21 protein-coding genes and 1 tRNA gene are annotated in these 21752 nt (G+C 38.5%); 8 read left to right on the top strand and 14 right to left on the bottom strand.

The features are described 5' to 3' along the window. Positions 1 to 208: 208 nt before the first annotated feature. The 10 genes from H9N25_RS18345 to H9N25_RS18390 form a co-directional block, all read right to left on the bottom strand. Positions 209 to 1612: a lytic transglycosylase domain-containing protein gene (locus tag H9N25_RS18345; protein ID WP_190326804.1), complete on the bottom strand. Its 1404-nt coding sequence runs from the start codon at positions 1610 to 1612 to the stop codon at positions 209 to 211. A gap of 211 nt (positions 1613 to 1823) precedes the next feature. Further along, entirely contained in the window at positions 1824 to 3242 is a 1419-nt protein-coding gene (gatA, locus tag H9N25_RS18350; protein ID WP_190326805.1) for an Asp-tRNA(Asn)/Glu-tRNA(Gln) amidotransferase subunit GatA, read from the bottom strand. 18 nt (positions 3243 to 3260) lie between these two features. Then, positions 3261 to 3461 carry a Sec-independent protein translocase subunit TatA/TatB gene (locus H9N25_RS18355; RefSeq protein ID WP_029986031.1) on the bottom strand — a complete coding sequence of 67 codons (201 nt, stop codon included), beginning with the start codon at positions 3459 to 3461 and terminating at the stop codon, positions 3261 to 3263. 10 nt (positions 3462 to 3471) lie between these two features. Next, positions 3472 to 3831 carry a Sec-independent protein translocase subunit TatA/TatB gene (locus H9N25_RS18360; protein WP_190329181.1) on the bottom strand — a complete coding sequence of 120 codons (360 nt, stop codon included), beginning with the start codon at positions 3829 to 3831 and terminating at the stop codon, positions 3472 to 3474. Positions 3832 to 3878: 47 nt separating this feature from the next. After that, positions 3879 to 5174, bottom strand: coding sequence for a murein hydrolase activator EnvC family protein (locus tag H9N25_RS18365; RefSeq protein ID WP_190326806.1), 1296 nt, complete (start codon positions 5172 to 5174; stop codon positions 3879 to 3881). A gap of 186 nt (positions 5175 to 5360) precedes the next feature. Then, on the bottom strand, positions 5361 to 6152 hold the full coding sequence (locus H9N25_RS18370) for a DUF4292 domain-containing protein (RefSeq protein WP_190326807.1): 792 nt from the start codon (positions 6150 to 6152) through the stop codon (positions 5361 to 5363). Then, positions 6130 to 7827, bottom strand: coding sequence for a tetratricopeptide repeat protein (locus H9N25_RS18375; protein ID WP_190326808.1), 1698 nt, complete (start codon positions 7825 to 7827; stop codon positions 6130 to 6132). Before H9N25_RS18375 ends, H9N25_RS18370 begins: the two co-directional genes overlap by 23 nt. A gap of 53 nt (positions 7828 to 7880) precedes the next feature. Next, positions 7881 to 8312, bottom strand: coding sequence for a dUTP diphosphatase (gene dut / locus H9N25_RS18380; RefSeq protein WP_167297343.1), 432 nt, complete (start codon positions 8310 to 8312; stop codon positions 7881 to 7883). Positions 8313 to 8378: 66 nt separating this feature from the next. Further along, positions 8379 to 9860 carry an oligosaccharide flippase family protein gene (locus H9N25_RS18385; protein ID WP_190326809.1) on the bottom strand — a complete coding sequence of 494 codons (1482 nt, stop codon included), beginning with the start codon at positions 9858 to 9860 and terminating at the stop codon, positions 8379 to 8381. Positions 9861 to 9937: 77 nt separating this feature from the next. After that, the gene (locus tag H9N25_RS18390) at positions 9938 to 10210 is read right to left on the bottom strand and encodes an acylphosphatase (RefSeq protein ID WP_167297345.1); all 273 of its coding nucleotides are present in this window, start codon (positions 10208 to 10210) and stop codon (positions 9938 to 9940) included. Between the two features lie 341 nt (positions 10211 to 10551). Here H9N25_RS18390 and H9N25_RS18395 point away from each other — a divergent pair, with 341 nt between their 5' ends. From H9N25_RS18395 to H9N25_RS18405, 3 genes are all read left to right on the top strand, one after another. Further along, the gene (locus tag H9N25_RS18395) at positions 10552 to 10917 is read left to right on the top strand and encodes a hypothetical protein (protein ID WP_167297346.1); all 366 of its coding nucleotides are present in this window, start codon (positions 10552 to 10554) and stop codon (positions 10915 to 10917) included. A gap of 283 nt (positions 10918 to 11200) precedes the next feature. Beyond that, positions 11201 to 12139, top strand: coding sequence for a helix-turn-helix domain-containing protein (locus tag H9N25_RS18400; protein ID WP_190326810.1), 939 nt, complete (start codon positions 11201 to 11203; stop codon positions 12137 to 12139). A gap of 44 nt (positions 12140 to 12183) precedes the next feature. Continuing rightward, positions 12184 to 13185 carry an aldo/keto reductase gene (locus tag H9N25_RS18405; protein WP_190326811.1) on the top strand — a complete coding sequence of 334 codons (1002 nt, stop codon included), beginning with the start codon at positions 12184 to 12186 and terminating at the stop codon, positions 13183 to 13185. A gap of 122 nt (positions 13186 to 13307) precedes the next feature. On the opposite strand, the gene H9N25_RS18410 is transcribed toward H9N25_RS18405, so the two are convergent. The 3 genes from H9N25_RS18410 to H9N25_RS18420 all read right to left on the bottom strand — a co-directional run bounded on the left by H9N25_RS18410 (position 13308) and on the right by H9N25_RS18420 (position 15631). Next, entirely contained in the window at positions 13308 to 14264 is a 957-nt protein-coding gene (locus tag H9N25_RS18410) for an NAD(P)H-dependent flavin oxidoreductase (RefSeq protein ID WP_190326812.1), read from the bottom strand. Positions 14265 to 14268: 4 nt separating this feature from the next. Beyond that, positions 14269 to 15435, bottom strand: coding sequence for an amidohydrolase family protein (locus tag H9N25_RS18415; protein ID WP_190326813.1), 1167 nt, complete (start codon positions 15433 to 15435; stop codon positions 14269 to 14271). A gap of 123 nt (positions 15436 to 15558) precedes the next feature. After that, a tRNA-Thr gene (locus H9N25_RS18420) sits at positions 15559 to 15631 on the bottom strand. 293 nt (positions 15632 to 15924) lie between these two features. Here H9N25_RS18420 and H9N25_RS18425 point away from each other — a divergent pair. From H9N25_RS18425 to H9N25_RS18440, 4 genes are all read left to right on the top strand, one after another. Further along, on the top strand, positions 15925 to 16239 hold the full coding sequence (locus tag H9N25_RS18425) for a hypothetical protein (RefSeq protein WP_167297351.1): 315 nt from the start codon (positions 15925 to 15927) through the stop codon (positions 16237 to 16239). Positions 16240 to 16318: 79 nt separating this feature from the next. Next, a complete protein-coding gene (locus H9N25_RS18430) occupies positions 16319 to 16630 on the top strand; it encodes a hypothetical protein (RefSeq protein WP_167297352.1) in 312 nt (103 codons plus the stop codon). An 80-nt stretch (positions 16631 to 16710) separates the two neighbouring features. Continuing rightward, the gene (locus H9N25_RS18435; protein WP_057931901.1) at positions 16711 to 17025 is read left to right on the top strand and encodes a hypothetical protein; all 315 of its coding nucleotides are present in this window, start codon (positions 16711 to 16713) and stop codon (positions 17023 to 17025) included. A 70-nt stretch (positions 17026 to 17095) separates the two neighbouring features. Beyond that, the gene (locus tag H9N25_RS18440; protein ID WP_190326814.1) at positions 17096 to 18427 is read left to right on the top strand and encodes a sigma-54-dependent transcriptional regulator; all 1332 of its coding nucleotides are present in this window, start codon (positions 17096 to 17098) and stop codon (positions 18425 to 18427) included. A gap of 2 nt (positions 18428 to 18429) precedes the next feature. Here H9N25_RS18440 and H9N25_RS18445 read toward each other — a convergent pair whose 3' ends face one another. Continuing rightward, entirely contained in the window at positions 18430 to 20904 is a 2475-nt protein-coding gene (locus tag H9N25_RS18445; RefSeq protein WP_190326815.1) for a hybrid sensor histidine kinase/response regulator, read from the bottom strand. A gap of 139 nt (positions 20905 to 21043) precedes the next feature. On the opposite strand from H9N25_RS18445, the gene H9N25_RS18450 reads away from it, so the two are divergent. Continuing rightward, entirely contained in the window at positions 21044 to 21733 is a 690-nt protein-coding gene (locus H9N25_RS18450; RefSeq protein WP_190326816.1) for a helix-turn-helix transcriptional regulator, read from the top strand. Positions 21734 to 21752: the final 19 nt, after the last annotated feature.

Genomic DNA, 21752 nt, shown 5'->3' on the forward strand with positions numbered 1-21752 from the left:
CCGTTCAAAAAAGTTAAATATACCTTGGTCAATTTCAGCCCATAAGCATAATGAGTTGTATTTTCATACTGAAATTCAACTTATCATTATTGGTTTGAATAATTTTCAACTATGAAGATATTGAATTGCCTTGGCGACTTAGTATGGACTGACTTATGATTCAGAAATTAAAATTCAATACCTTTCTGGTACCCCTATTAAGAAGAAACTATCCCTTGCTAATCTTCAGCACCATTCCTGCCTGCAAACCTGCTTTTGATAAACGGTTGTCTCTTCTGATACTTTGAACGGTTGCACCGTCAAATTTCTCTGCAATTTCCGAAAGGGTATCGCCTGTTTTTACTTTGTAACTTAAAAACGATGATGGTGCTTTTAATGGCGTATGGGTTTTAGCATAGATCTTTAATCTTTGTCCGGGCACCAGGGTTTTGCTTTTTAGTCCGTTCCAAACCCTCAGATCCTGTACCTCCACACCGTATTTATCAGCCACCGCGGTCAGGTTCTGTCCGGCAGTAACCTTATGGTATACGATTGAGGATGTAGCTACACTTTTAGCTTTTTTCTTTCTTAAATCTCTTACATCATCAGTACTGGCAGCCACCACTTTCATGTTCACATCAACTTCCTGATTGTTTAACACATCGTAAATACCGGCGTAATCGATATCCCTTAACTTGGGCATCACTATACGCTTGGGTTCATCATCTGTACCGTTTACAATCTTTTTCTTATAAGATGGGTTTAGGGCCATTATGGCCTGTTCGTCAATATTAAGTGCTTTGGCCAGGGTAGCTAAGGATACAAAACGGGTAGTTTGAACGGTGTCGGTTTTCAGGAACATATTCGAAGCCTGTGCCGTAATCTGATGTTTGTGGGAATAGTTCATCACATAAACAGCAGCAATAAATGCAGGCACATAATTTCTGGTTTCTTTGGGCAAAAACTGTCTGATTACCCAAAAATCCCTCGATCCCGCTTTATCAATAGCCCGGTTCACATTTCCCTTTCCGCAGTTATAGGCTGCAATGGCCAACAGCCAATCGCCAAGCTCTTCAAAAGCATCTCTAAAATAAGCTGCCGCAGCATAACTGGCCTGGATCGGATCTTTGCGTTCATCCACAAAGTTATCCATCTTTAGTCCATAGGCCTTCCCTGTGCCGAACATAAACTGCCAGATACCTGTTGCACCTACTCTCGAGATAGCATGCGGATTCATCTGCGATTCAACAATAGTTAAATATTTTATTTCCTGCGGAATGTTATAATCCTTTAAGGCCTTATCAAAAATGGGGAAGTAATAGCTCGATAAGCCGATCATTTTACCGAACATATCTTTACGCTTGGCATAAATATCGATATACTGCTGAACGTATTCGTTGTATGGAAGGGGTACCGTTTTAGCGATAGAATCTAGCCTGAGCTTGTAGATAAAGTTCTGCCCCATACTCAATGGGTTCTCAGAAACAACCGGTACAGCAACGGTATCGGTATTGATAAAAATGTTGTTATGAATCTTCGGAAGACTATCCAGTTTGAGTGTTTGTTGCGCGGAAGCGGAAGAAATGTATCCTAAGCAAGCACAAATTGAAGCAAAAAGTATTTTTTTAATCATGGGCTATTGGTTCAAATTTTCATTAACCGTGGTTGATGCACGCATAAACCTTTATACAGATTCCTTTTTCTTTCCATAACAAGGAACAAGAGTAAGAACCTGCGAACCTCCCGGACTACACCTGGGAAACAGTTAATAAAATGCCATTGCTATACTTAACTATGATGCTTTTTTGCATTAAATTGCTTCGTACCCCGCAATGACGATAAAACTATGATAAAAATGCCTGAGAAAAAGCCAAAAGCTTATCTTCCTCAAAATGTTTGGCTGTAAATTGTATACTTAACGGTAATCCTGCTGCATTATTGCCTATTGGCAAAGCAATAGCCGGATTTCCGCTTAAAGAAGGCAACACGGTAAAAATATCGGCCATATACATCACAATTGCATCCTGCACGTTATCGCCGATTTTGAAGGCAGCTGTAGGCGCTACAGGCGATAAAACAAAATCATATTCTTCTAAAAGCTGATCCATTTTTTCACGGATTAAGCGACGAACCTGCTGCGCTTTTTGATAATAAGCATCGTAATATCCGGCACTTAAAACAAAAGTACCCAAAAGGATACGGCGTTTCACCTCTTCGCCAAAACCTTCGGCGCGGGATAATTTATAAAGTTCATTTAACGATTTTGCCTCCAGGTTACGATGTCCGTAATGAACGCCATCATAACGCGAAAGATTTGATGAAGCTTCGGCCGTTGTTAAGATATAATAGGCCGGAACCAGATAATCTAACAGATCAAAAGAAACATACTCAACAGTATGCCCATCGGCCTTGAGCTGCTCGATTGATTTTAAAATAGCAGATTTGATTTCGGGATCGAGGGCTTCGCTCTGAATAGTTTCTTTTAATACCGCTATTTTGTGTTTTTTACGCTCACCTAAATGAGCAGGATAATTGGGCACTGCAACAGGAGAAACCGTAGAATCATAGTCGTCTGCACCAGCCAAAACCTGTAAAAGCAAAGCAGCATCTTCCACCGAAGATGTAATGGGTCCAACCTGGTCGAAAGAGGAAGCATATGCAATAACACCATACCTTGAAATACGTCCATAGGTAGGCTTAAGCCCAATCTGGCCGCAAAATGCAGCTGGCTGTCTTACAGATCCACCGGTATCTGTACCTAGTGCCGACAAACACATATCGGCCTGAACTGCTACAGCTGAGCCTCCCGAAGATCCGCCCGGAACAAGGTCGGGATTTGCGGCATTTTTAGCAACCCCATAGTATGAAGTTTCATTAGAGCCGCCCATAGCAAACTCGTCACAGTTTAAACGGCCGATAATAACGGCATCTTCTTGTAACAAACGTTGCACAACTGTAGAAGAATATGGAGATACGAAGCCTTCGAGCATTTTTGACGATGCAGTAACGATATGGCCTTCATAACAGATATTATCTTTAATACCAATTACCATACCTGCCAGTTTACCCGCAGTACCCGCTTCTATTTTTTGCTGTACCGCTTTCGCTTGAACTTCGGCCGATAAAAAAAACACCTCATTAAATGCATTGAGGTGTTCATTATTTTCAATTTGCTTAAAATAATAAGCTAATAAATCGGGTAAAGTTAATTGCTTTTGCGAAATGAGTGTTTGAATCTCCTTAAGAGAGCTGTATTTCTTCAAAACTAAAAATTATTGCAATTAAACGGTTTTATCACGGTTAGATGGATCTACCTGATCGCCATCAACACCATCTTTACCATCTTTAAATTCTTTAACACCTTTACCTAAACCTCTCATCAGTTCAGGAATTTTTTTACCACCAAATAATAACAATACCACTACCGCAATAATGATAATTTCTGGTGTTCCAAGCATTGCTGCTATTGTTGTATTTAACATAACTTTTTGTTTAAACTTTTTCTTTGTCAGTTATAATTTTTTCGTCAGCAGGCTTACTGGTTTCAGTATGTGCTGCACTTTCAGCTCCCTTTTCATCAACATGCGATTCTTCTGTTGGATGATGGCGCTGGCTATGGTTTACCGCTGTTTCTTCTGCTTCCTCTTTATCTAAATCCATTGCGTTAATATTCCTATGGATTTCACGCTTAACACCGTCAGAGGCATCTTTGAACTCTCTGATCCCCTTCCCTAGCCCTCTTGCAAGTTCGGGTAATTTTTTACCTCCGAACAACAATAGAACCACCACTAAAATGAGCACGATCTCCGATCCACCCATGTTTAAAAACTCTAATAACGTGCCTTGATACATCACTAATATAATTTATACAAATATAGACATTTTAACTTGTCTTAAGTTTATTTACTAATCCAAGCTTCAGGATTTAAAGCCGCTTGTCCTCTTCTGATCTGAAACTTCAGAACAGCATCATCACCAGTATTTGCCACAACCCCAATGGTTTGTTTGGTATCAACATGATCATTTACACTTACACTTACAGATCTTAAGTTCTGGTAAACTGTAAAGTATTCACCGTGATTGATTAAAACTACTGTTCTACCCATCATTACCTGAACAGCTGCAACTTTACCTGCAAATACCGCTCTAACCGCTGCCCCGTCTGTTGTGGTAATATCAACACCATCGTTGGTATAACTTGCCTGATCTATCTTGTGCATACCAAACCTTTCGGTTATTGTTCCTGTTGCTACCGGCCAAGGTAACCTTCCTCTGTTATTTTCAAAGCCTGCCGATAGTCTGGCGGCCTCTGGTGTAGCAGTAAGCAATTCTCCAGTCGATTTTGCTTTGGCAGTTGGTGCAGTAGGTGCGGTTGGTACAGGCTTATTTTCAGCCTTGGCCTTTGCTGCTGCAATCCTTGCCTCTTCAGCGGCTTTCCTTCTTGCCTCTTCGGCGGCCTTTCTTCTCGCTTCTTCAATAGCCCGCTGAATTGCGGCACTAATGGCCCTGTCTATCTGCGCCTGTTGCTTTTTACGGCTGGTAATATCCTGTTTAAACTGTTTTTCGTCCTTGCTCAGCTTGTTTAATTCTACTGATTGTTTACTTTTATCTTTACTTAAACGCTCACGCTCCCTTTCCTGCTCTTTCAACAGATCACTTTTTTCCCTCAACGTTTTATCCAGAACTTTAATCTTTCCGTTCAGGTCCTGCTGTGTATTTTCAATGTATCCAGCCTGTTTTTTACGGTATTGACTAAACTGCTGTAAATACTTTATCCTTTTATATGCCTGGTTAAAGTCCTTCGCCGCAAAAATGAACATCATTTTGTCGTACGAATTTCTGTTGCGCTGGGCAAAGCGGATCATTCCGGCATACTCTTTTTTAAGATCGCCTAACTGACCTTGTAATGTATGTACGGTATTTGTGTTCTGAGAGATTTGGTTATCCAGATTTTTTATTTCAGAGTTGATTGTACCAATTTTATCCTGGCGCAACCTAATCTGGGCATTTATGGTATTAATCTGCTGTATGGTAAGTTTTTTACCGCTGGCAGTTTTATTCAAATTCTTTTGAAGCTGTTCGATTTCGCGTTGTATAGCTTCTTTTTTCCTTCTGAGCTGACTTTCAGTTTGTGCAACCGCCGAAAAGGTTAACACGCTTAAAAAAAGGATAAATAGGAGTTTTTGTAGCTTCATTAAGCCAAAAGTATAAAAATTTTGCAGTAAAAAATATTAAAATCGAGATGCTAAAGTCATAATTGCTTATTACAGAACTGTCTTCACTCAATCTTCATATACAGCCAAGATTGCCAAAGCCTCTGTACCAACCAGTATATACATTTGGCAAATCATTTATAGCATACAATAAGGAAGTTTTTAAGTTTACTTTACAACTGTAAATCTCTTTGGTACATTAAACGGAAAATCAACCGGAACATTGCCATCAATTTTTACAAATTGAAGGTCGATATTTATTTTTTTCGCTTTAGATAGCGTTTTGATCTGCAATGCACTTGGGAATAAAGATTCGTTTAATTTTTGATAATCGGTATATGTAACTTTTAAAGCCTGACCATTTTTAGCGTCATTTAAATTAGTTTCCGATACTTTGAAAAGTGTATTAAAAAGCAGTTTGTAATCTAACTCCGATTTACTTCCAGAAACAACCCAAACGCCATTTTCCTGTTTAACATCAGATTCTGGTGTTAAAAATTCGCCCATGGCATTGCCTGTTAAAATAGCCTGTAGTGTATTAAAGTTAACTTGTTTGTTGGTGAAATTGTAAATATAATTAAACGGTTTTTTCAGGTATTCACTTTTCATCCGGTTCATAATCTTGATGCTATCAGGCGTAATCAAAGCCCTTGCCACCTCTGCCATTCCACCTAAGGCTGTAACGCTTACCCAAATGGTTTCCTTGTCTTTCATTTTGAAATTCATGGTTACATCGTTTGCATCGCCGGCAATATCTAAAGTTGCTTTTGCTTTTAGAGAAAGTGTATTAAATTTAAGTTGTTTGCTATTTAATAAGGTTAAGGCTTCTGCTTTCGAATTATCTGTTTTGGTTTCTGTTTTGGCAGGAGGGGCTACTACAATTTCTTTTTTAGGTTTACATGCTGAAACAAAAATTACAGCTCCTAACAGGAATGCGCTATTTAAAATACTTCTTTTCATTTATCTTTTTAATTAATACTTCTGATCCGTTTCCGGCCTCTTTTGCCTTTTGCCATTGGATTAATGCTGCATCCTTTTCACCTTTCATAAAAAGTATATCGCCATATCGCTCCAAGTAAACACCATTTTTGCTGCTATTGTTTTGCAAAGCCTTTTCGATCCACGTTTTTGCCAGATCGTATTTTTGCTGTTTAAACAGAATAAAGGCATAGGTATCTACAATTGAGGGATTATTGGGCATTGCATTGGCCGCTGTTTCTGCATATTTTGCGGCCTTTGTTAAATCGTCATTTCTTAACGCCAGATAGTAAGCATAATTATTCATGATGAGATAATTATCGGGTTCTATCGAAATGGCTTTTTCGAAAGCTGTTTTAGCCTGTGCAAAATTATTCTGGTTGATGTAGATATCGCCCTGTAGTGCATAAATCTGTGCCTGCAGGCTTTTATTTTCCACATCCAACTGTAACGAGGTTTTTAAATTGTTTTGAGCAGGCTCGTATTTGCCAGTTTTAAACAGGGCATAAGCCATATAATAATATAAACTGGCCTGATTAGGGTAAATGCTTAAAGCCTCATCGCCAACCTTTATGGCTTCCTCATAGTGTCCAAGCAGTGTTTGGATATTAATTACCTGTTCCCAAACCACGTAAACCTGTTCGTTAAGTTTTAAAGCAGCTTGATATTGTACCAATGCCTCTTTTAAATTGTTCTGCTGATAAAGCACATCGCCATAAAGTGCCAATGCTTTTGCTTCAGCCGGATTTTTTTCTGCAACTAATTTACTCAGCTCAGTTACATTTTTGGCAACAACGGGCTGGCTAAGGCTGGGAAAAAGTGCAGCAATAATCTTCACCTTTTCAGCAAGTGGCATTTCATTGCTTTCAAAAGCCAATTTTAAGGAAGAAAATGCAGCTTCATCATTTTTCTGCTTGCGGTAAATATCTGCCAAAGCCAGGTTTACTTCAAAGCTATTCGGTTCTAGTTGCTGTGCTTTGGTTAATACCTTTAATGCTTCCGGATCATTTCCCTTTTGTAAAAGTAAACCCGCAGCATATAAATAGTTCTTTACATCGGCCTGATTGCCTTCCAATAATTTTACAATATCACTTTCAGTGGCACTGCCGTTAGATTGCAATCGCTTTCTGGCATTTACCAGATCCCTGGAATCGCCAAATTTACCCTGAATTTCATCGTAGGTCTTTTTTGCAGCATCTAGCTGATTGCCTAAGAACTGCGCATTGGCTTTATCAAAATAATAGGCATCGTTTTCGGGATCCAGGCGGATCAGCTGGTTAAACACTTCAATCAGCTCGGGCATTTTATTGGTGCGTTTATATACCTCTCCGAGTAAGCGCCAGTACCATAAATTGCCAGCGTTTAATTTAATTGCCTGTTTTATATTCTGTTCAGCTTCGGGGAGCTTGTCTAAACGTAGGTTTGCATTGGCCAGCTCGAAGTAGGCCGCGTGATTATTCGGATCTAAACCAACAATTTTATTGAAATTGGTAGAGGCAACAACATAATTTTCAGACATTTTCTCCCGTAAACCCGCAAAAAACAATTGTTTCACCATATTGCTATCGCGATTGGTACTTGGCGTAACCGTTCCCTGCCCAAAAGCCTGGAAGCCCACCAAAGTAGCGCCGATAAGAAAATGTGCTTTGTATTTCATATCATTTTATCCATCCAAAAATTAACTCAAAACTGAAAACTGCTAACTCCAAACTATTTACCGGTATGCCCGTAGCCACCCGCTCCGCGCGCTGTTTCCCCTAATTGTTCAACAGTTTGCCAGCTAACGGTTTCGTGTTTTGCGACAACCATTTGTGCAATTCTATCACCATCAACGATTTTAAAATCTGTATCTGATAAATTTACCAATAAAACTTTTATTTCACCACGGTAATCGGCATCAATTGTACCAGGTGCGTTTACAATGCTAATACCGTGCTTATAGGCCAATCCGCTTCTCGGTCTGATCTGTGCTTCAAAGCCAATCGGCAATTCAATAAACAAGCCTGTTGGCACCAATAATCTTTGCAAAGGTTTCAATATCATTTCTTCAGTTATTGATGCCCTCAGATCCATACCGGCTGCGTGTGCAGTTTCATATTGTGGAAGCGGATGTGCGGATGTATTGATAATTTTTATTTCCATTTTTTGTGAGATTGGAGATATGAGATTTTAGACAAAAAAAGTCTTAAACCCAAACCTTTTAACCATTTATCTTTTTAGTATTTTCATTAAATCTTCCTTTTCGAAATAAGCGATGCCTGCAACAAAAGCAATTAACATGGCATTACCAATGTAAATGTTTTTATTAAATACAAAAAACGAAGAAAATACAATTATCGTTGAAATAATTAAATAAGATAAAATCTTTTTAAGGTTATAAGGAATTGGATAATATTTCTGTCCAAGAACATAAGATAAAACCATCATTACAAAATAAGCCAGCATACTCACCCAGGCAGACCCCATATAGCTGAATCGCGGAATTAAAACAACATTAAGTACAATTGTAATTACTGCCCCAGCTACAGAAATATAGAGCCCAAAACGAGTCTGATCGGATAGGCGGTACCAGATAGACAAGTTCATATAAACGCCCAGGCACACATAGCCCAACAGCAAATAAGGAACTGCGGGTAAACCTACCCAATATTCTTGCTTACGGATGAAAAATTTCAGCAGTTCGATATTAGCAATAATGGCAATAAAAAGAACAGATAGGGCAATTACAAAATATTTCAAAATTGTAGCATAGGTATCCCTTGCATTTTTCTCTTTTGCATGGCTGAAGAAAAATGGTTCGGCGCCCAGCCTGAAAGCTGTGATAAAAATACTTAAGAAAATTGCTATTTTACATACTGCACCATAAATCCCAACCTCTCCATCGGCTATTTCAGGGGGCAATAGTTTTTGAAGTACTATTTTATCCAGATTCTCATTTACGATAAATGACAGGTTCGCTACTAAAATTGGCCAGCTGTAAGAAAACATATTGCTAAAAAGCTTACCATCGAAACGCAATTGCAATTTCATAAATTCGGGTAACAAATAAATCAGGGTAACAACTGAGGCAATAAGATTAGCTACAAAAACATAACCGATCCATTGATGCCTATACCATGAAGCAAACCATTCTGCACCTAGCCAATTGTATTTTATGTTGGCAGGGATGAGGTAAATGAATATAAGGTTAAAACCAACAAAGCAACCGATATTTAAAAATTTGGCGACACTATATTTAAATGGTCGACCATCAGCTCTCAATTTTGCAAAAGGGATTACACAAATAGCGTCTACAAAAAGTATCCACAAAAAGAAACTTACATACTGTTTATAATCTGCGATTTCGGATGCCTTTGTTGCTAAATAACCCGCAATTGAAGACGAAAAAATTAAGCCTGTAATTAAGAAAAGTGATGAAATAAAAGCAATACACAGAAATGAATTATTATATACCTGCTGCTTTTTATCTTCAAATTTATTTAAATACCTAAAATAGGTACTTTCCATGCCAAAGGCCAAAACTGCATTAATTAACGATGCATTGGCATACATGTTTGTGAAAATACCATAAACCCCTTTTGGGTAAACCCCCGTGTAGATAGGTGTGAGGATAAAATTGAACAATCTGGAAAAAACGGTACTTATACCATAAACCATCGTTTGCCCAAGAAATTTTTTATATACAGACATTTATATTGAGATTTGAGTACTGCGTATTGAGATAAGCTCCTTAACAGAACAATATAGCAATCCAACAATTCAGCAATTTATTTTCTTAAAATTTCAAAATTACGATAGTTTTTTACTTCGGCTTCACTTACCACAACATTTTCTACGCGCGAACGATCGGGACCTTCGTGGCACCAGTTTACAAATTCTTCCAGAAAAATTGCTTCGCCTTCTGCTTCGATATATACTGAGCCGTCTTTTTCGTTTCTCACAAAACCATTTACCATCATCTGGTTGGCAATAATCTTAGTAGTTTCCCTAAAACCAACGCCCTGCACTTTACCCGTTACTATTATATTGAGATGTTTCATTTATTGCCCTAAAGTTGAAATGTTTAAAGCTGCAAAGGTAAATGAATTATCACAATTCTTTAGTACTTGTTAACAACGGCATTGAGCTGATTTAACGAAGCCCTGCACAATTATTTGGTTAAATTGTTCTAAAATTCACCGACATAAGTATAAATTAAAGTCGAAAGTATCTGCTACGCTATTTTACAGACTGGCTTCGTGCTTTATAAAGCAAAATCCTCCTAAAAAACGGCAAAATTACCAGTTAAAGCAAAGTTATAATTAGACTGGTTATCATTAACACTATTTTTTCCTGAATAGACTAACATTTAGGTAATTTGAACTTTAAAACGGAGACGATAATGAGTGTACATATAGGATTGATGATCTGGAAAGAAATGAAGACCAAAGAAATTTCTGTTTCCACATTCGCAGAAAAAATGGCCATTAGCAAAACCAAGGCGCAGGAAATCATCAATAGTTCTACCCTGGATGTTTCCTTACTCGCAACTGTGAGTGAAATACTGGGCTACAATTTTTTCAGCTATTACGAAAAGGGGAAGCTATTTTCTGAGCTCAGTCAAAAAGAAACACAAGCATCAGCAGAAGAGATCAAAAGGCTAAAAAGCCTGTTAAGTGAGAAGAACAAAACCATCGAACTTAAAGATAAAATGATCCAAAACCTCTCACACACCGTCTCTTTACTCGAAAAAGTCCAATACCGCTAATTTGAAGGGTGAAACAAAATCGCCTGTAAAAATAATTTTATCCCACACGTTTTGCGATATTAGTGATAGCACGTCTCAATTATATTAAAAGATTTTTGGTTGTCAATGTTCAAATCGTTCCAATCAATAATTTATCCTCAGATTTCTGATCCTTTTTTAAGCCTTTTGAAATAAATGCACCATAACAGTGTACATTTAAAACGCAAAACAGGAATTGTCCATCGTCTAAGAAAAAAATTAAGATCTTCAGTAGATTTATTTGATTTTTATAAATTTGTGATTGATGCAAGTTGAAAGCGTAAGCGATTTTTATGGCAGGCTTCCCAGCCATGCGCCAACAGAGGTTCCGTTAAACAATGCGGGCATCGGGCATATCAATGTATTCTCGAGGGAGAGCTGTGCTGTGCTGAGCCCCTATAGCCGCCGGGATTTTTATAAGGTGTCTCTAATCATAGGCAGGGGTAAGATCTATTACGCAGATAAATGGATACAGATCGACCGCCCGGCATTACTGTTCTCTAACCCCATTGTACCTTACTCATGGGAGGCAGAATCAGAAGAACAATCGGGCTGGTATTGCCTTTTTACAGAGGAATTCATTCAACATAGCGAACGGGTTTATTACCTGCGCGACTCACCTTTGTTCAAGATTGGCTGTAACCCCATATTTTTTCCTGATGAGGTGCAATTGGCCGAAATTTCGGCTATATTTAAAAAAATGCAGGCAGAAATGTGCTCCGTTTATCCATATAAATACGATGTACTGCGCAGCTTTCTCCACCTGTTGATACATGAGGCCATGAAAAATAATCCGGCCACGAATTTCCATAAGTATGTCAATGCCTCCTCAAGGGTTTCTGATCTGTTTTTTGAATTATTGGAAAGGCAATTTCCCATTGATTCGCCCGCATCTATACTCAAATTCAAAAATCCAACCGATTATGCCACTGCCCTCTCTGTACACATCAATCACCTCAACCGCTCAGTAAAAGAGGTGACTGGAAAAACCACTAGCACCCATATTGCTGCCCGGATTATTAAAGAAGCTAAAGCTTTATTGCAGTATACCGATTGGAACATAGCCGATATTGCCTACAGCCTTGGTTTTGAATATCCTTCTTATTTCACTTTGTTCTTTAAAAAACATACCGGTTTGGCCCCACTCGTTCGCGGCAGGCTGTTTGATTATTATAACGATCTGTTTGATGGTTATAAGTGGTGATTTTATTGCAATATCTACATTTGAGAAAACAAAATATAACAACTATGAAATACAGAAAACTTGGAACAACAGACGAACAGCTCTCTGCACTTGGCCTTGGCTGCATGGGCATGAGCTTTGCCTATGGCCCTACAAATGATAAAGAAAGTTTGGCAACCCTGGAAAAAGCCCTTGACCTTGGCATCAACTTCTGGGATACGGCTGATATGTATGCCAATGGTGCCAATGAAGAATTGATCTCCAAAATACTGGTACCCAACCGCAACAAGGTATTTATCGCAACAAAATTCGGTTTTCGTTTTAAGGATGGTATAGCGGGACCTAGTAGCGCTGTAGGAACATATTTTGATGGCTCTCCGGCCTGGATAAAAATTGCAGTTGAACAGAGCCTGAAACGTCTGAAAATTGACACCATTGATCTTTACTATGCCCATAGGGTTGACCCAAATGTGCCTATTGAAGAAACCGTTGGTGCCATGGCCGATCTGGTAAAAGAAGGCAAGGTGCGCTATCTCGGACTAAGCGAGGCTTCTGCTGCTTCCATCAGAAAGGCTCATGCCGTGCACCCAATTGCGGCTCTGCAAAGTGAATATTCGCTGTTGAGTAGGGATGTTGAAAATGGCATATTGCAAACAACCCGCGAACTTGGCATTTCACTTGTGCCCTACTCTCCATTGGCAAGGGGCCTGGTTACCAATACGCTTGATGTAAATATTCTAGCTGATGACGATTTTAGGAGAACTTTGCCACGTTACCAACAAGAAAATGTAGCGAACAACAATAAATTAATAATGGAATTTGCCGCATTTGCAGAGTCAAAAAGCTGTACACCTGCACAACTTGCGCTAGCCTGGGTTTTGGCACAAGGTGAGGACATCATTCCTATTCCAGGAACCAAGAAAAGAAAATACCTGGAAGAGAATGTGGGTTCGATTGAAGTTGAATTAACCGGCACCGACCTTACAGAAATTAATGGGTTAATTAAAAAATATCCTGTAATAGGTGAGCGGTACAGTGAAGCTGCAATGAAAATGGTTAACCATTAGGTGATAAACCAAAGTAAAATGACTTCTTATAAATCATCATAATTCCGGTTATGAGGGGTCATTTTACTTTGTAAAATTATTTCGGTTGAAAAGATGAGATAAGCCGTTAAATGTATGTTGATTTAGCTATCGAATTCGTTTTGCACTTGAGTAAGGCGGGCAATTTCTACTTTAAATTCCTGCCATATTTCTTCGAGTATAGCCCTTGCAGGTTTAATTTCATTCAGCATTGCCGAAACCTGACCGATTTCGAGTTCGCCTTTTTCCATATCACCTTCAAACATCCCCAGTTTCGCCCGGGCATGTCCTAAAAGTGCTGCCAGCTCGTTCCGGCTTGCTCCTTCAGCTTCAGCATTGGCTATAGCATTGGCAAATTCATTCTTCAGTAACCTTACCGGAACCAATTTTTTCATGGCTAACTTAGTATCGCCTTCAGTGGCCTCAACAATTTTATGTTTAAATGCCTGGTGAGCAGACGATTCTTCGGCCACAGCAAAAGCCGAACCGATTTGAACCGCATCAGCACCCAAGGCAAATGCAGCAAGCATAGCCTTACCACTCCCGATGCCACCAGCAGCAATGACCGGAATTTTAACAACCCCTTTTATCATCGGGATTAAACACATGGTGGTGGTTTCTTCTCTGCCGTTATGCCCACCCGCTTCAAAGCCTTCTGCAACAATGGCATCAACACCAGCATCCTGAGCTTTTATGGCAAATTTTGTATTCGCAATTACGTGAACAACAGTAATACCCTTTTCTTTTAAAAAACTGGTCCATGTTGCAGGATTACCAGCAGAAGAAAATACAATTTTTACCTTTTCTTCAACTACTACATCTATAATTTCCTGAATATTAGGATAGAGCAATGGAATGTTAACGCCAAATGGCAGTTGGGTTGCTAATTTGCATTTTTGAATGTGCGCTCTTAAAACATCAGGATACATCGAACCCGCTCCAATAATACCAAGCCCCCCTGCGTTAGAAACCGCTGAGGCCAATCTCCAGCCACTGCACCAAACCATTCCGGCCTGTATAATAGGATATTTAATATTGAAAAGTTTACAGATGGGATTCATATAATTAAATTAGCCTTTTTACCTGGTCATTTTCAATTTTAAAATCAGCCGACAATTGGATTAAATTCAATCCTGGCTTTTTACCAACTTCTATTGTTCCAATTTGTTGGTCAAGCTCCAAAAATTCTGCTCCGTTTATGGTTGCCCAACTCAACAATCTCTCAAAAGAAACCTGTTTGCATTTTTGTAAGGTAAGCATTTCTGATAGAATATTAAGTTGATGATTGCTGGCCAAACTATCTGTTCCGAGGGTAATCTTTACATTTTCTTCAATTAACAGATCTACATCAGGTAAAGCATTTTCGATATATAAATTGGCCTGCGGGCAAAGGCACCAATACAGGTTGTTGTTGTTTTCCTTCGCAAAGGCTATATCAGCTTTATTCGAAACAGTATTATGCACCAACAAAGTCTTCTGTTCCTTAATATAGGGTAACCAGGTTTGTAGGGATGTTTTTTTTGTGGGAGCAAAAAAAGAAATATCCAGTCCTAAGAATTGATATAGATCTAAAAATCCACCTGTTTTATTTTCAAAGAAAGCATTTTCATCTTCGGTTTCCTGATTGTGAACACTAATAAAAATATTATCTTTTTCTGCTTCCACTTTTATTAATTCGAACAATTCCGGAGATACCGAATAAGGCGCATGTGGTACAATCGAATTGGGCAAAGATCCAAAAGCTTGCTTAATGCCTTTAACGTAATCCATTATTGCATCAGCCCGTTCCGGATTAAAGCCCATGGCTTCTATAAAAGTATGGTAGTATATTTTGCTCTGCTCTTTTACTTCTTTTGAGGAAATTTGATTGGAAATATCGCCAACAGCTACAATCCCGTTTTCAAACATTTTCTTATCGGCAGCGTACATAGCTGCTTTAATCTCTTCTATATCTCCCTGTCTGCTTTTAATAATGTGCTGTACAAATTCTACCAAACCCGTTTGCTCGGGAATTTGGCCCAGTAGGTGTGATAGTTCTAAATGGCAATGGGTATTGATAAAGCCTGGAACGATTGCGCCTTTATACGCTATGATATCCAAATCAAGACTCCCAGCCTCTTCTTTGGTTAACACTTCTTCAATTTCTCCATCTGGATTTACAACTACCACCCCATTTTTAATTGGTGGAGATGAAACAGGAAAGATCCAATCGGCTGAAAAGTATTTTAACATATCGCAAATTAGCGGAATAACCGGATCAAATAAAAATATTTTTCTATACCTGGCTTATTTTGATAGTAAAATGATTTCTGAAATTACTTTTCTAAAGAAATTAGAAAAATGGGGAAGAAAAAGAGCCTCCTATCGGAATCGAACCAATGACCTACTGATTACAAGTCAGTTGCTCTACCAGCTGAGCTAAGGAGGCTTTCAATCGGGCTGCAATGATAGAAAAAAATCTTCTTTTTTAAAAATTGAAAATTATTTTTTTGAAAATATTTCGTGTGCCGTCAGATGTTACCATCTGACGGCACACGAATTTGTTATTAATCATAAAATTTGTAGTCATTCACCCCAAAATGTGGAGTAACTCCACAGCACCAAAATTCTGGCACACACATAAACAGCTATAAAACAACAAATTAAGTATAAAAGTGAATTTGGCATCATTGTGAAACATTAGCAAGTATTGTTACACAAATTAAATTTTTAAATAATACTATGAAAAAGTTCGTTTTAGCAGCTACAGTATTAGCATTAGCAGGATTCTCAACAGTAAAAGCAAGTGAAGCAAAAGATTTTAAAACTACAGCAATTGTTGCAGTTCAAGACAGTGCAGTGAAAACTCCAGTTAAATTGGAAGAGCTTCCTGCTCCAGTTACAACAGCATTAAAATCTGATGCGTATAAAGGATGGACCGCTACTGAAGCTTGGTCAGTAAAAGAAGGTGCCAAAGAGTATTATTTAATCAACGTTAAAAAAGAAGCAGAAACTGGCTCAGTTAAAATCGACAAAGACGGTAAACCGGTTCAATAAATAAAATTCGGTTAGCGCTTCATCATTAACAAGTATTTAACGTAACACGAGTTACAAACCATATTTAAAAACAGATATCATGAAAAAGATCATTTTAGCCGCTACGTTAGCATTCGCAGGATTCACAGCAGTTCAAGCAAGTGAAGTAAATACAATCAAAACCGCTGCAATCGTTGCAGTTCAAGATAGTGCCGTAAAAACTCCAGTTAAATTGGAAGAATTACCAGAACCAGTAACAACCGCATTAAAATCGGATACATACAAAGGCTGGACAGCTACTGAAGCTTTCTCTGTTAAAGAAGGTACTAAAGAATATTACTTAATCAATGTTAAAAAAGAAACAGAAACTGGTTCAGTTAAAATTGATAAAGACGGTAAACCTGTTCAATAATTTCAAATAAATACGCCGTACAGGCATTAATCAATATAAGCGCGGCCTTCGGGCTGCGCATTAAACTAAAAAAAGATACCATGAAAAAATTAATTTTATCAGCTGCGTTCTTAGCTTTTGCAGGATTCTCAGCAGTACAAGCAAGTGAAGTAAATACAATCAAAAATGCGGCAATTGTTGCCGTTCAAGATAGCGCAGTAAAAACTCCAGTTAAATTGGAAGAGCTTCCTGCTCCAGTTACAACAGCATTAAAATCTGATGCTTATAAAGGATGGACCGCTACTGAGGCTTGGTCAGTAAAAGAAGGTACCAAAGAATATTACCTCATCAATGTTAAAAAAGAAGCAGAAACTGGTTCGGTTAAAATTGATAAAGACGGTAAGCCAGTACAATAAAAACCCAAATAATTACATCTACCTATTACAAGAAAGCCGGATTATGTCCGGCTTTTCTTATTTTTGTTATATGGCGAGAATCCTGATTTTAGAAGACGATACCACATTTGCTCAATTACTGGAGGGCTTTTTAACAAAAAATGGTCATGAGATTACTCTTGTAACCCAGGTAAAGCAATCATTTAAGCAAGTTGAAAACAATGAATTCGACTTACTTTTAATCGATTACCGTCTGCCAGATGGGACAGGGCTCGAAGTACTTACCCACATCCGTAATTTGGGGCTGTTTATACCTGTAATCGTAATGACCAGTTTTAACGATGTACGGACTGCAGTTAGATCTATTCAATTGGGTGCTTTTGATTACATTACCAAGCCCGTTAACCCTGACGAGTTATTGATGGTGATCAAAAATTCTTTGGCTAAAAAGGATTTAAAAAGCGTTGAACCAAAAGAAACAAACAGTGACTTTATAAAAGGGAAAAGTGCAATTGCAGATAAACTGTATGAACATATTAATTTGGTAGCCCCAACAGATATGTCGGTAATTATACAAGGCGAGAGTGGCACGGGGAAAGAATTTGCAGCCAGAACGCTGCACCAGCAGAGTAAACGTTCTGATAAACCTTTCGTTGCAATTGATTGCGGTGCATTATCGAAAGATTTAGCCGCCAGCGAGTTATTCGGGCACGTAAAGGGGGCATTTACAGGGGCGGTAAATGATAAAAAAGGCCAGTTTGAGGCTGCCAACGGCGGAACTTTGTTTTTAGATGAGGTGGGTAACCTGAGCTACGAAGTACAGGTTAAATTACTCAGGGCATTACAAGAAAGAGTAATTCAGCCTTTAGGCAGCACCAAACAGATTCCTGTTAATGTTCGCATCATTACGGCTACAAATGATGATCTGGCCAGTAGTATGCAACAAGGTGAGTTTAGAGAAGATTTATATCATCGGTTAAATGAGTTCAAAATCCAGCTTCCGCCATTGAGAGATAGAGGCGGAGATTTAGAACTGTTTATCAACCACTTTATACAACTATCAAACCGCGATTTAGAGCGGAATGTGAAAAGTGTTTCTAATGAGGCAAAAACACTTTTGCTTAATTACGATTGGCCAGGAAATCTGCGCGAGCTTAGCAATGTGATTAAACGCATGGTTCTATTGAGCCCGGGCGATGTTGCACAGATTAGCGCGTTACCTGATGAAATGGTAATTTCTGTCCGCCACCAGTCAGCTCCAGGTAATTCATCCGACCTTAAAGCGGTAAACGAACAGAATGAAAAAGCGTTGATTACTGAAACGCTAATCAAAGTGAGACATAACAAGTCAAAAGCCGCTAAGATTTTAAACATCGACCGTAAAACCCTTTATGCCAAAATGGAGCGTTACGGCATAGAATAATGTCACCCGGCATTGGCGTAGTCGATTTCCTCCATAAAGGCAATTAAGCTATCTAGTTTTCTGATCTGTAATAAAACTTCAGATTTGATATCAGCAGTTAAGCCTTTTTCGGCAATTTCTAATTCCAGGCTGCGGAATGCGCTTGCCAAAGTCTTCGAACCCATCTGCGCCGTGCGTCCTGCAAGGCGGTGAACCAATAACCTGGCCTGATCTGGATCATCATCGATTAAATGTTTTTTCAACGCTGCAGCGTCATCTATAGAATCTTGTTTAAAACGGTTCAATATTTTCTCCAGCATTTGCTGGTCGCCAAAGGTCATTTTCTCAATGGAAGAGAAATCGAATTCAGGCTGCTGGGTTAAAATTTCGGTTCTATCAAATATAGATAGGATATCTACAGCTCTAAACGGTTTCATTATTAGTCCATCAAAGCCCTCGCTCAAAACCATTTCGCGTTCTTCGGGTAAAACCTGTGCAGTAATGGCATAAAATTTAATGTGCGCAGGGAGTTTCTTTTTTAATAAATGACAAAGTTCGAAACCTGTCATTTCGGGCATGCGCATATCAATTAATATGTATTTTAAATCTGGTTCAGGTGCTGCGTGCAGGATATCGGCTACCTGGGTAAAGCTTCTAAACGGGATTTTGTTTTTCTGAAAAATCATTCCACATAAATCCAGAATGAGCTTATCATCATCAATTACCCAAACCGTACCTGGGTTTACAATCGCATAATGTTCTAAATCTAAAGTATCGGTTACACGCTCAGTGGTATTTTCATATTTCATGTAAATATTAAATGTGGTACCAATGCCGGGTTTACTCTTCACATAAATCCTCCCGCCTTGTGTTTCGATCAAAGATTTAACAATAGGTAGCCCTAAACCTGTACCAGCCTGGTTGATAATATATTTTTCAGGAGATTCTATCTGCTCAAATTCATTAAAGATTTTAGGGATATCTTTTTCTTCAAACCCGATTCCGGTATCTTTTATGGTAAAATGAAAATGCAGATCATCACCTTGCTTTTTATACGATACCGAAAGCTTAATTTCACCTTTCAACGTAAATTTTACGGCGTTACCCAATAAGTTAAATAAAATCTGCTTTAACCTAAAAGCATCACCATTTACAAATTCCAAATCGGCAAGATCAAGTGCTGTATTTAACTGAAGTGATTTCTGTTCTGCCAATGGCCGCATTACCGAAACAACTTCATCCAATGCCTTCCGGATATTAAATACTTGGTTATTGAAGCTAAATTCGCCCGAAATAATCCGGTTGTAGTCTAATACCTCGTTAACAATTTGAAGTAAATGAATAGAAGACTGATAAATAGCATCCACATCTTTCTTATCAGGTATATCTTGTTGGGTAATCAGCTCTGCATAGCCTAAAATAGACTGCAGCGGCGTTCTGATCTCATGGCTCATATTGGACAGGAACCTTTGCTTTGCTTTACCATGGTATTCTGCCTCATCTTTAGCAAGTTCCAATGCCCGTCTATACCTGTTGCTTTTTGTAATATCGGCCAAAATTAGATACAGCAGAATAACCGTTAACAGAAAAAAGATAATGATAATGGTTGTAATCTGTGTAATCCCATCGTTAACTACTTCTTTAGCCTGTATACCATTCAAATCTATCTGAGCCACCGCTTCGCCTTCAACCTCTCTTAAAATCTGCAACATCTGGGCCGTTAAAGCATTGCTGGCATTTGATAGATCTGCTTCACGTTTTAAAAACTTCTGGCTTTTCTGACGCTGCTCCAGTTCGATATTTTTTAACGAACCTGTCATACTCTTCATAATGCTGTCTTCAGCCTTTGCATTTAAGGTATCCCGCTTTACTTTAAATTCCTCATTAATAATTTTATACACCTCTGATTTCTTCTTTCCAAAAAGTTTACTCAAAAAACCCCTCGATTTCTGTTCTCCCTCAGGTGCAACTGTAGTGGTTGATGTAGTTGTCTCGGTGGTCAGTATCGCACTGTCCGTCTGTCTGGTACGCGTAGCAACAAGCTCATTTAATTTCTGAACCTCATCAGAGAATGATTTGGTGTTCACCAACGTTTCCCTCACCTTTAAGTAATTGATAAATTGTTTGTCACGGTCGGTTAGCAGATTTTTTATCGACTTTATCCGAGTCAACTGGGCAGAATCACCCCTGTACAATTTACGTAACGTATCTAAACTATTCCTTAACTTACGTGATTCTTTAAGAAAACTATAAGTACCTTGTTTATTGAAGGCTTCATCTCTTTGTAACTGATCTAACCGGGCAATTTTATGCGAAAGGTCATTTACGATCCTTAAGCGATCATTCGGGGCCGAAATTTCTTCAACGGTATCCAGCATCCGAGTAAAAGCAAACTTACTGATGCCCCAGGCCAATAGCAATGCAAAACAGGCAAACAGAAAACCTATAATTACTTTACTTTTTATTGCCCGGAAGAAACGCTTTTGTATAACAGCCATTTAATTCAGATTATGCATGATAAACCCTAGTTATAACGGTTTAACTGTAGAAATGATATGTATTTATCTTTTACAAATAACGTACCACAAGAAAAATTGATTAAAAAACTTTAATTTTAATTGCCTAAAAAAACAAACTATGAACCGTATCGACCGACTTTTCGGAATTTTGACCCTGCTTCAATCCAGAAAATACATTAGCGCAGAAAAAATTGCGGAAAGATTTGATATGAGCATACGCACGGTTTACCGAGACATTAAAGCCTTAGGCGAACAAGGCATACCAGTAAGTTTTGAGCAGCATAAAGGCTATTATCTGGTGCAGGGTTATTTTCTGCCACCGGTTTCTTTTAATATGGATGAAGCCAATGCACTGCTATTGGTTGAAAGTTTAGTAAGTGGATTTGCCGATAACTCTATCCGTAGCCATTATTCTACAGCATTAACTAAAGTAAAGGCGGTATTAAAAACAGGTCAGAAAGAAAAGCTTGAAACCTTAAATCAACATATTAAATTACAGATTCCGGAAAGGTTAAATTTTAATTTCGAATATCTATCACTTATTCAGCACGCCATTGCCGAAAAACACCTCATTGAGCTCAATTACAAAAACAATAAAGAAGAAGTGAGCAAAAGAGAAGTAGAACCAATTGGCTTGATTTTCTATGCCTTTAGCTGGCATTTAATTGCCTGGTGCCACTACCGTAACGAATACCGTGATTTTAACCTCATCCGGATTATCTGCCTTAAAAACTTAGGTATTCCCTTTAAAAAAACACAACACATGCCACTGAGCGAATACATGCATCTGCTTCCTGTAAATTATTAAAAAAAATATTTTTCGCGCT

The sequence above is a fragment of the Pedobacter riviphilus genome (genome assembly GCF_014692875.1).
Classification (GTDB): Bacteria; Bacteroidota; Bacteroidia; order Sphingobacteriales; family Sphingobacteriaceae; genus Pedobacter; species Pedobacter riviphilus.

Coding starts and splice junctions, on each gene's coding strand:
- H9N25_RS18450 (WP_190326816.1), top strand. CDS start 21,044: ATGAACCGTATCGACCGACTTTTCGGAATTTTGACCCTGCTTCAATCC.
- H9N25_RS18405 (WP_190326811.1), top strand. CDS start 12,184: ATGAAATACAGAAAACTTGGAACAACAGACGAACAGCTCTCTGCACTT.
- H9N25_RS18395 (WP_167297346.1), top strand. CDS start 10,552: ATGAGTGTACATATAGGATTGATGATCTGGAAAGAAATGAAGACCAAA.
- H9N25_RS18355 (WP_029986031.1), bottom strand. CDS start 3,461: ATGTTAAATACAACAATAGCAGCAATGCTTGGAACACCAGAAATTATC.
- H9N25_RS18385 (WP_190326809.1), bottom strand. CDS start 9,860: ATGTCTGTATATAAAAAATTTCTTGGGCAAACGATGGTTTATGGTATA.
- H9N25_RS18425 (WP_167297351.1), top strand. CDS start 15,925: ATGAAAAAGTTCGTTTTAGCAGCTACAGTATTAGCATTAGCAGGATTC.
- H9N25_RS18415 (WP_190326813.1), bottom strand. CDS start 15,435: ATGTTAAAATACTTTTCAGCCGATTGGATCTTTCCTGTTTCATCTCCA.
- H9N25_RS18435 (WP_057931901.1), top strand. CDS start 16,711: ATGAAAAAATTAATTTTATCAGCTGCGTTCTTAGCTTTTGCAGGATTC.
- dut (WP_167297343.1), bottom strand. CDS start 8,312: ATGGAAATAAAAATTATCAATACATCCGCACATCCGCTTCCACAATAT.
- H9N25_RS18375 (WP_190326808.1), bottom strand. CDS start 7,827: ATGAAATACAAAGCACATTTTCTTATCGGCGCTACTTTGGTGGGCTTC.
- H9N25_RS18365 (WP_190326806.1), bottom strand. CDS start 5,174: ATGAAGCTACAAAAACTCCTATTTATCCTTTTTTTAAGCGTGTTAACC.
- H9N25_RS18370 (WP_190326807.1), bottom strand. CDS start 6,152: ATGAAAAGAAGTATTTTAAATAGCGCATTCCTGTTAGGAGCTGTAATT.
- H9N25_RS18445 (WP_190326815.1), bottom strand. CDS start 20,904: ATGGCTGTTATACAAAAGCGTTTCTTCCGGGCAATAAAAAGTAAAGTA.
- H9N25_RS18430 (WP_167297352.1), top strand. CDS start 16,319: ATGAAAAAGATCATTTTAGCCGCTACGTTAGCATTCGCAGGATTCACA.
- H9N25_RS18360 (WP_190329181.1), bottom strand. CDS start 3,831: ATGTATCAAGGCACGTTATTAGAGTTTTTAAACATGGGTGGATCGGAG.
- H9N25_RS18345 (WP_190326804.1), bottom strand. CDS start 1,612: ATGATTAAAAAAATACTTTTTGCTTCAATTTGTGCTTGCTTAGGATAC.
- H9N25_RS18440 (WP_190326814.1), top strand. CDS start 17,096: ATGGCGAGAATCCTGATTTTAGAAGACGATACCACATTTGCTCAATTA.
- H9N25_RS18390 (WP_167297345.1), bottom strand. CDS start 10,210: ATGAAACATCTCAATATAATAGTAACGGGTAAAGTGCAGGGCGTTGGT.
- H9N25_RS18410 (WP_190326812.1), bottom strand. CDS start 14,264: ATGAATCCCATCTGTAAACTTTTCAATATTAAATATCCTATTATACAG.
- H9N25_RS18400 (WP_190326810.1), top strand. CDS start 11,201: ATGCAAGTTGAAAGCGTAAGCGATTTTTATGGCAGGCTTCCCAGCCAT.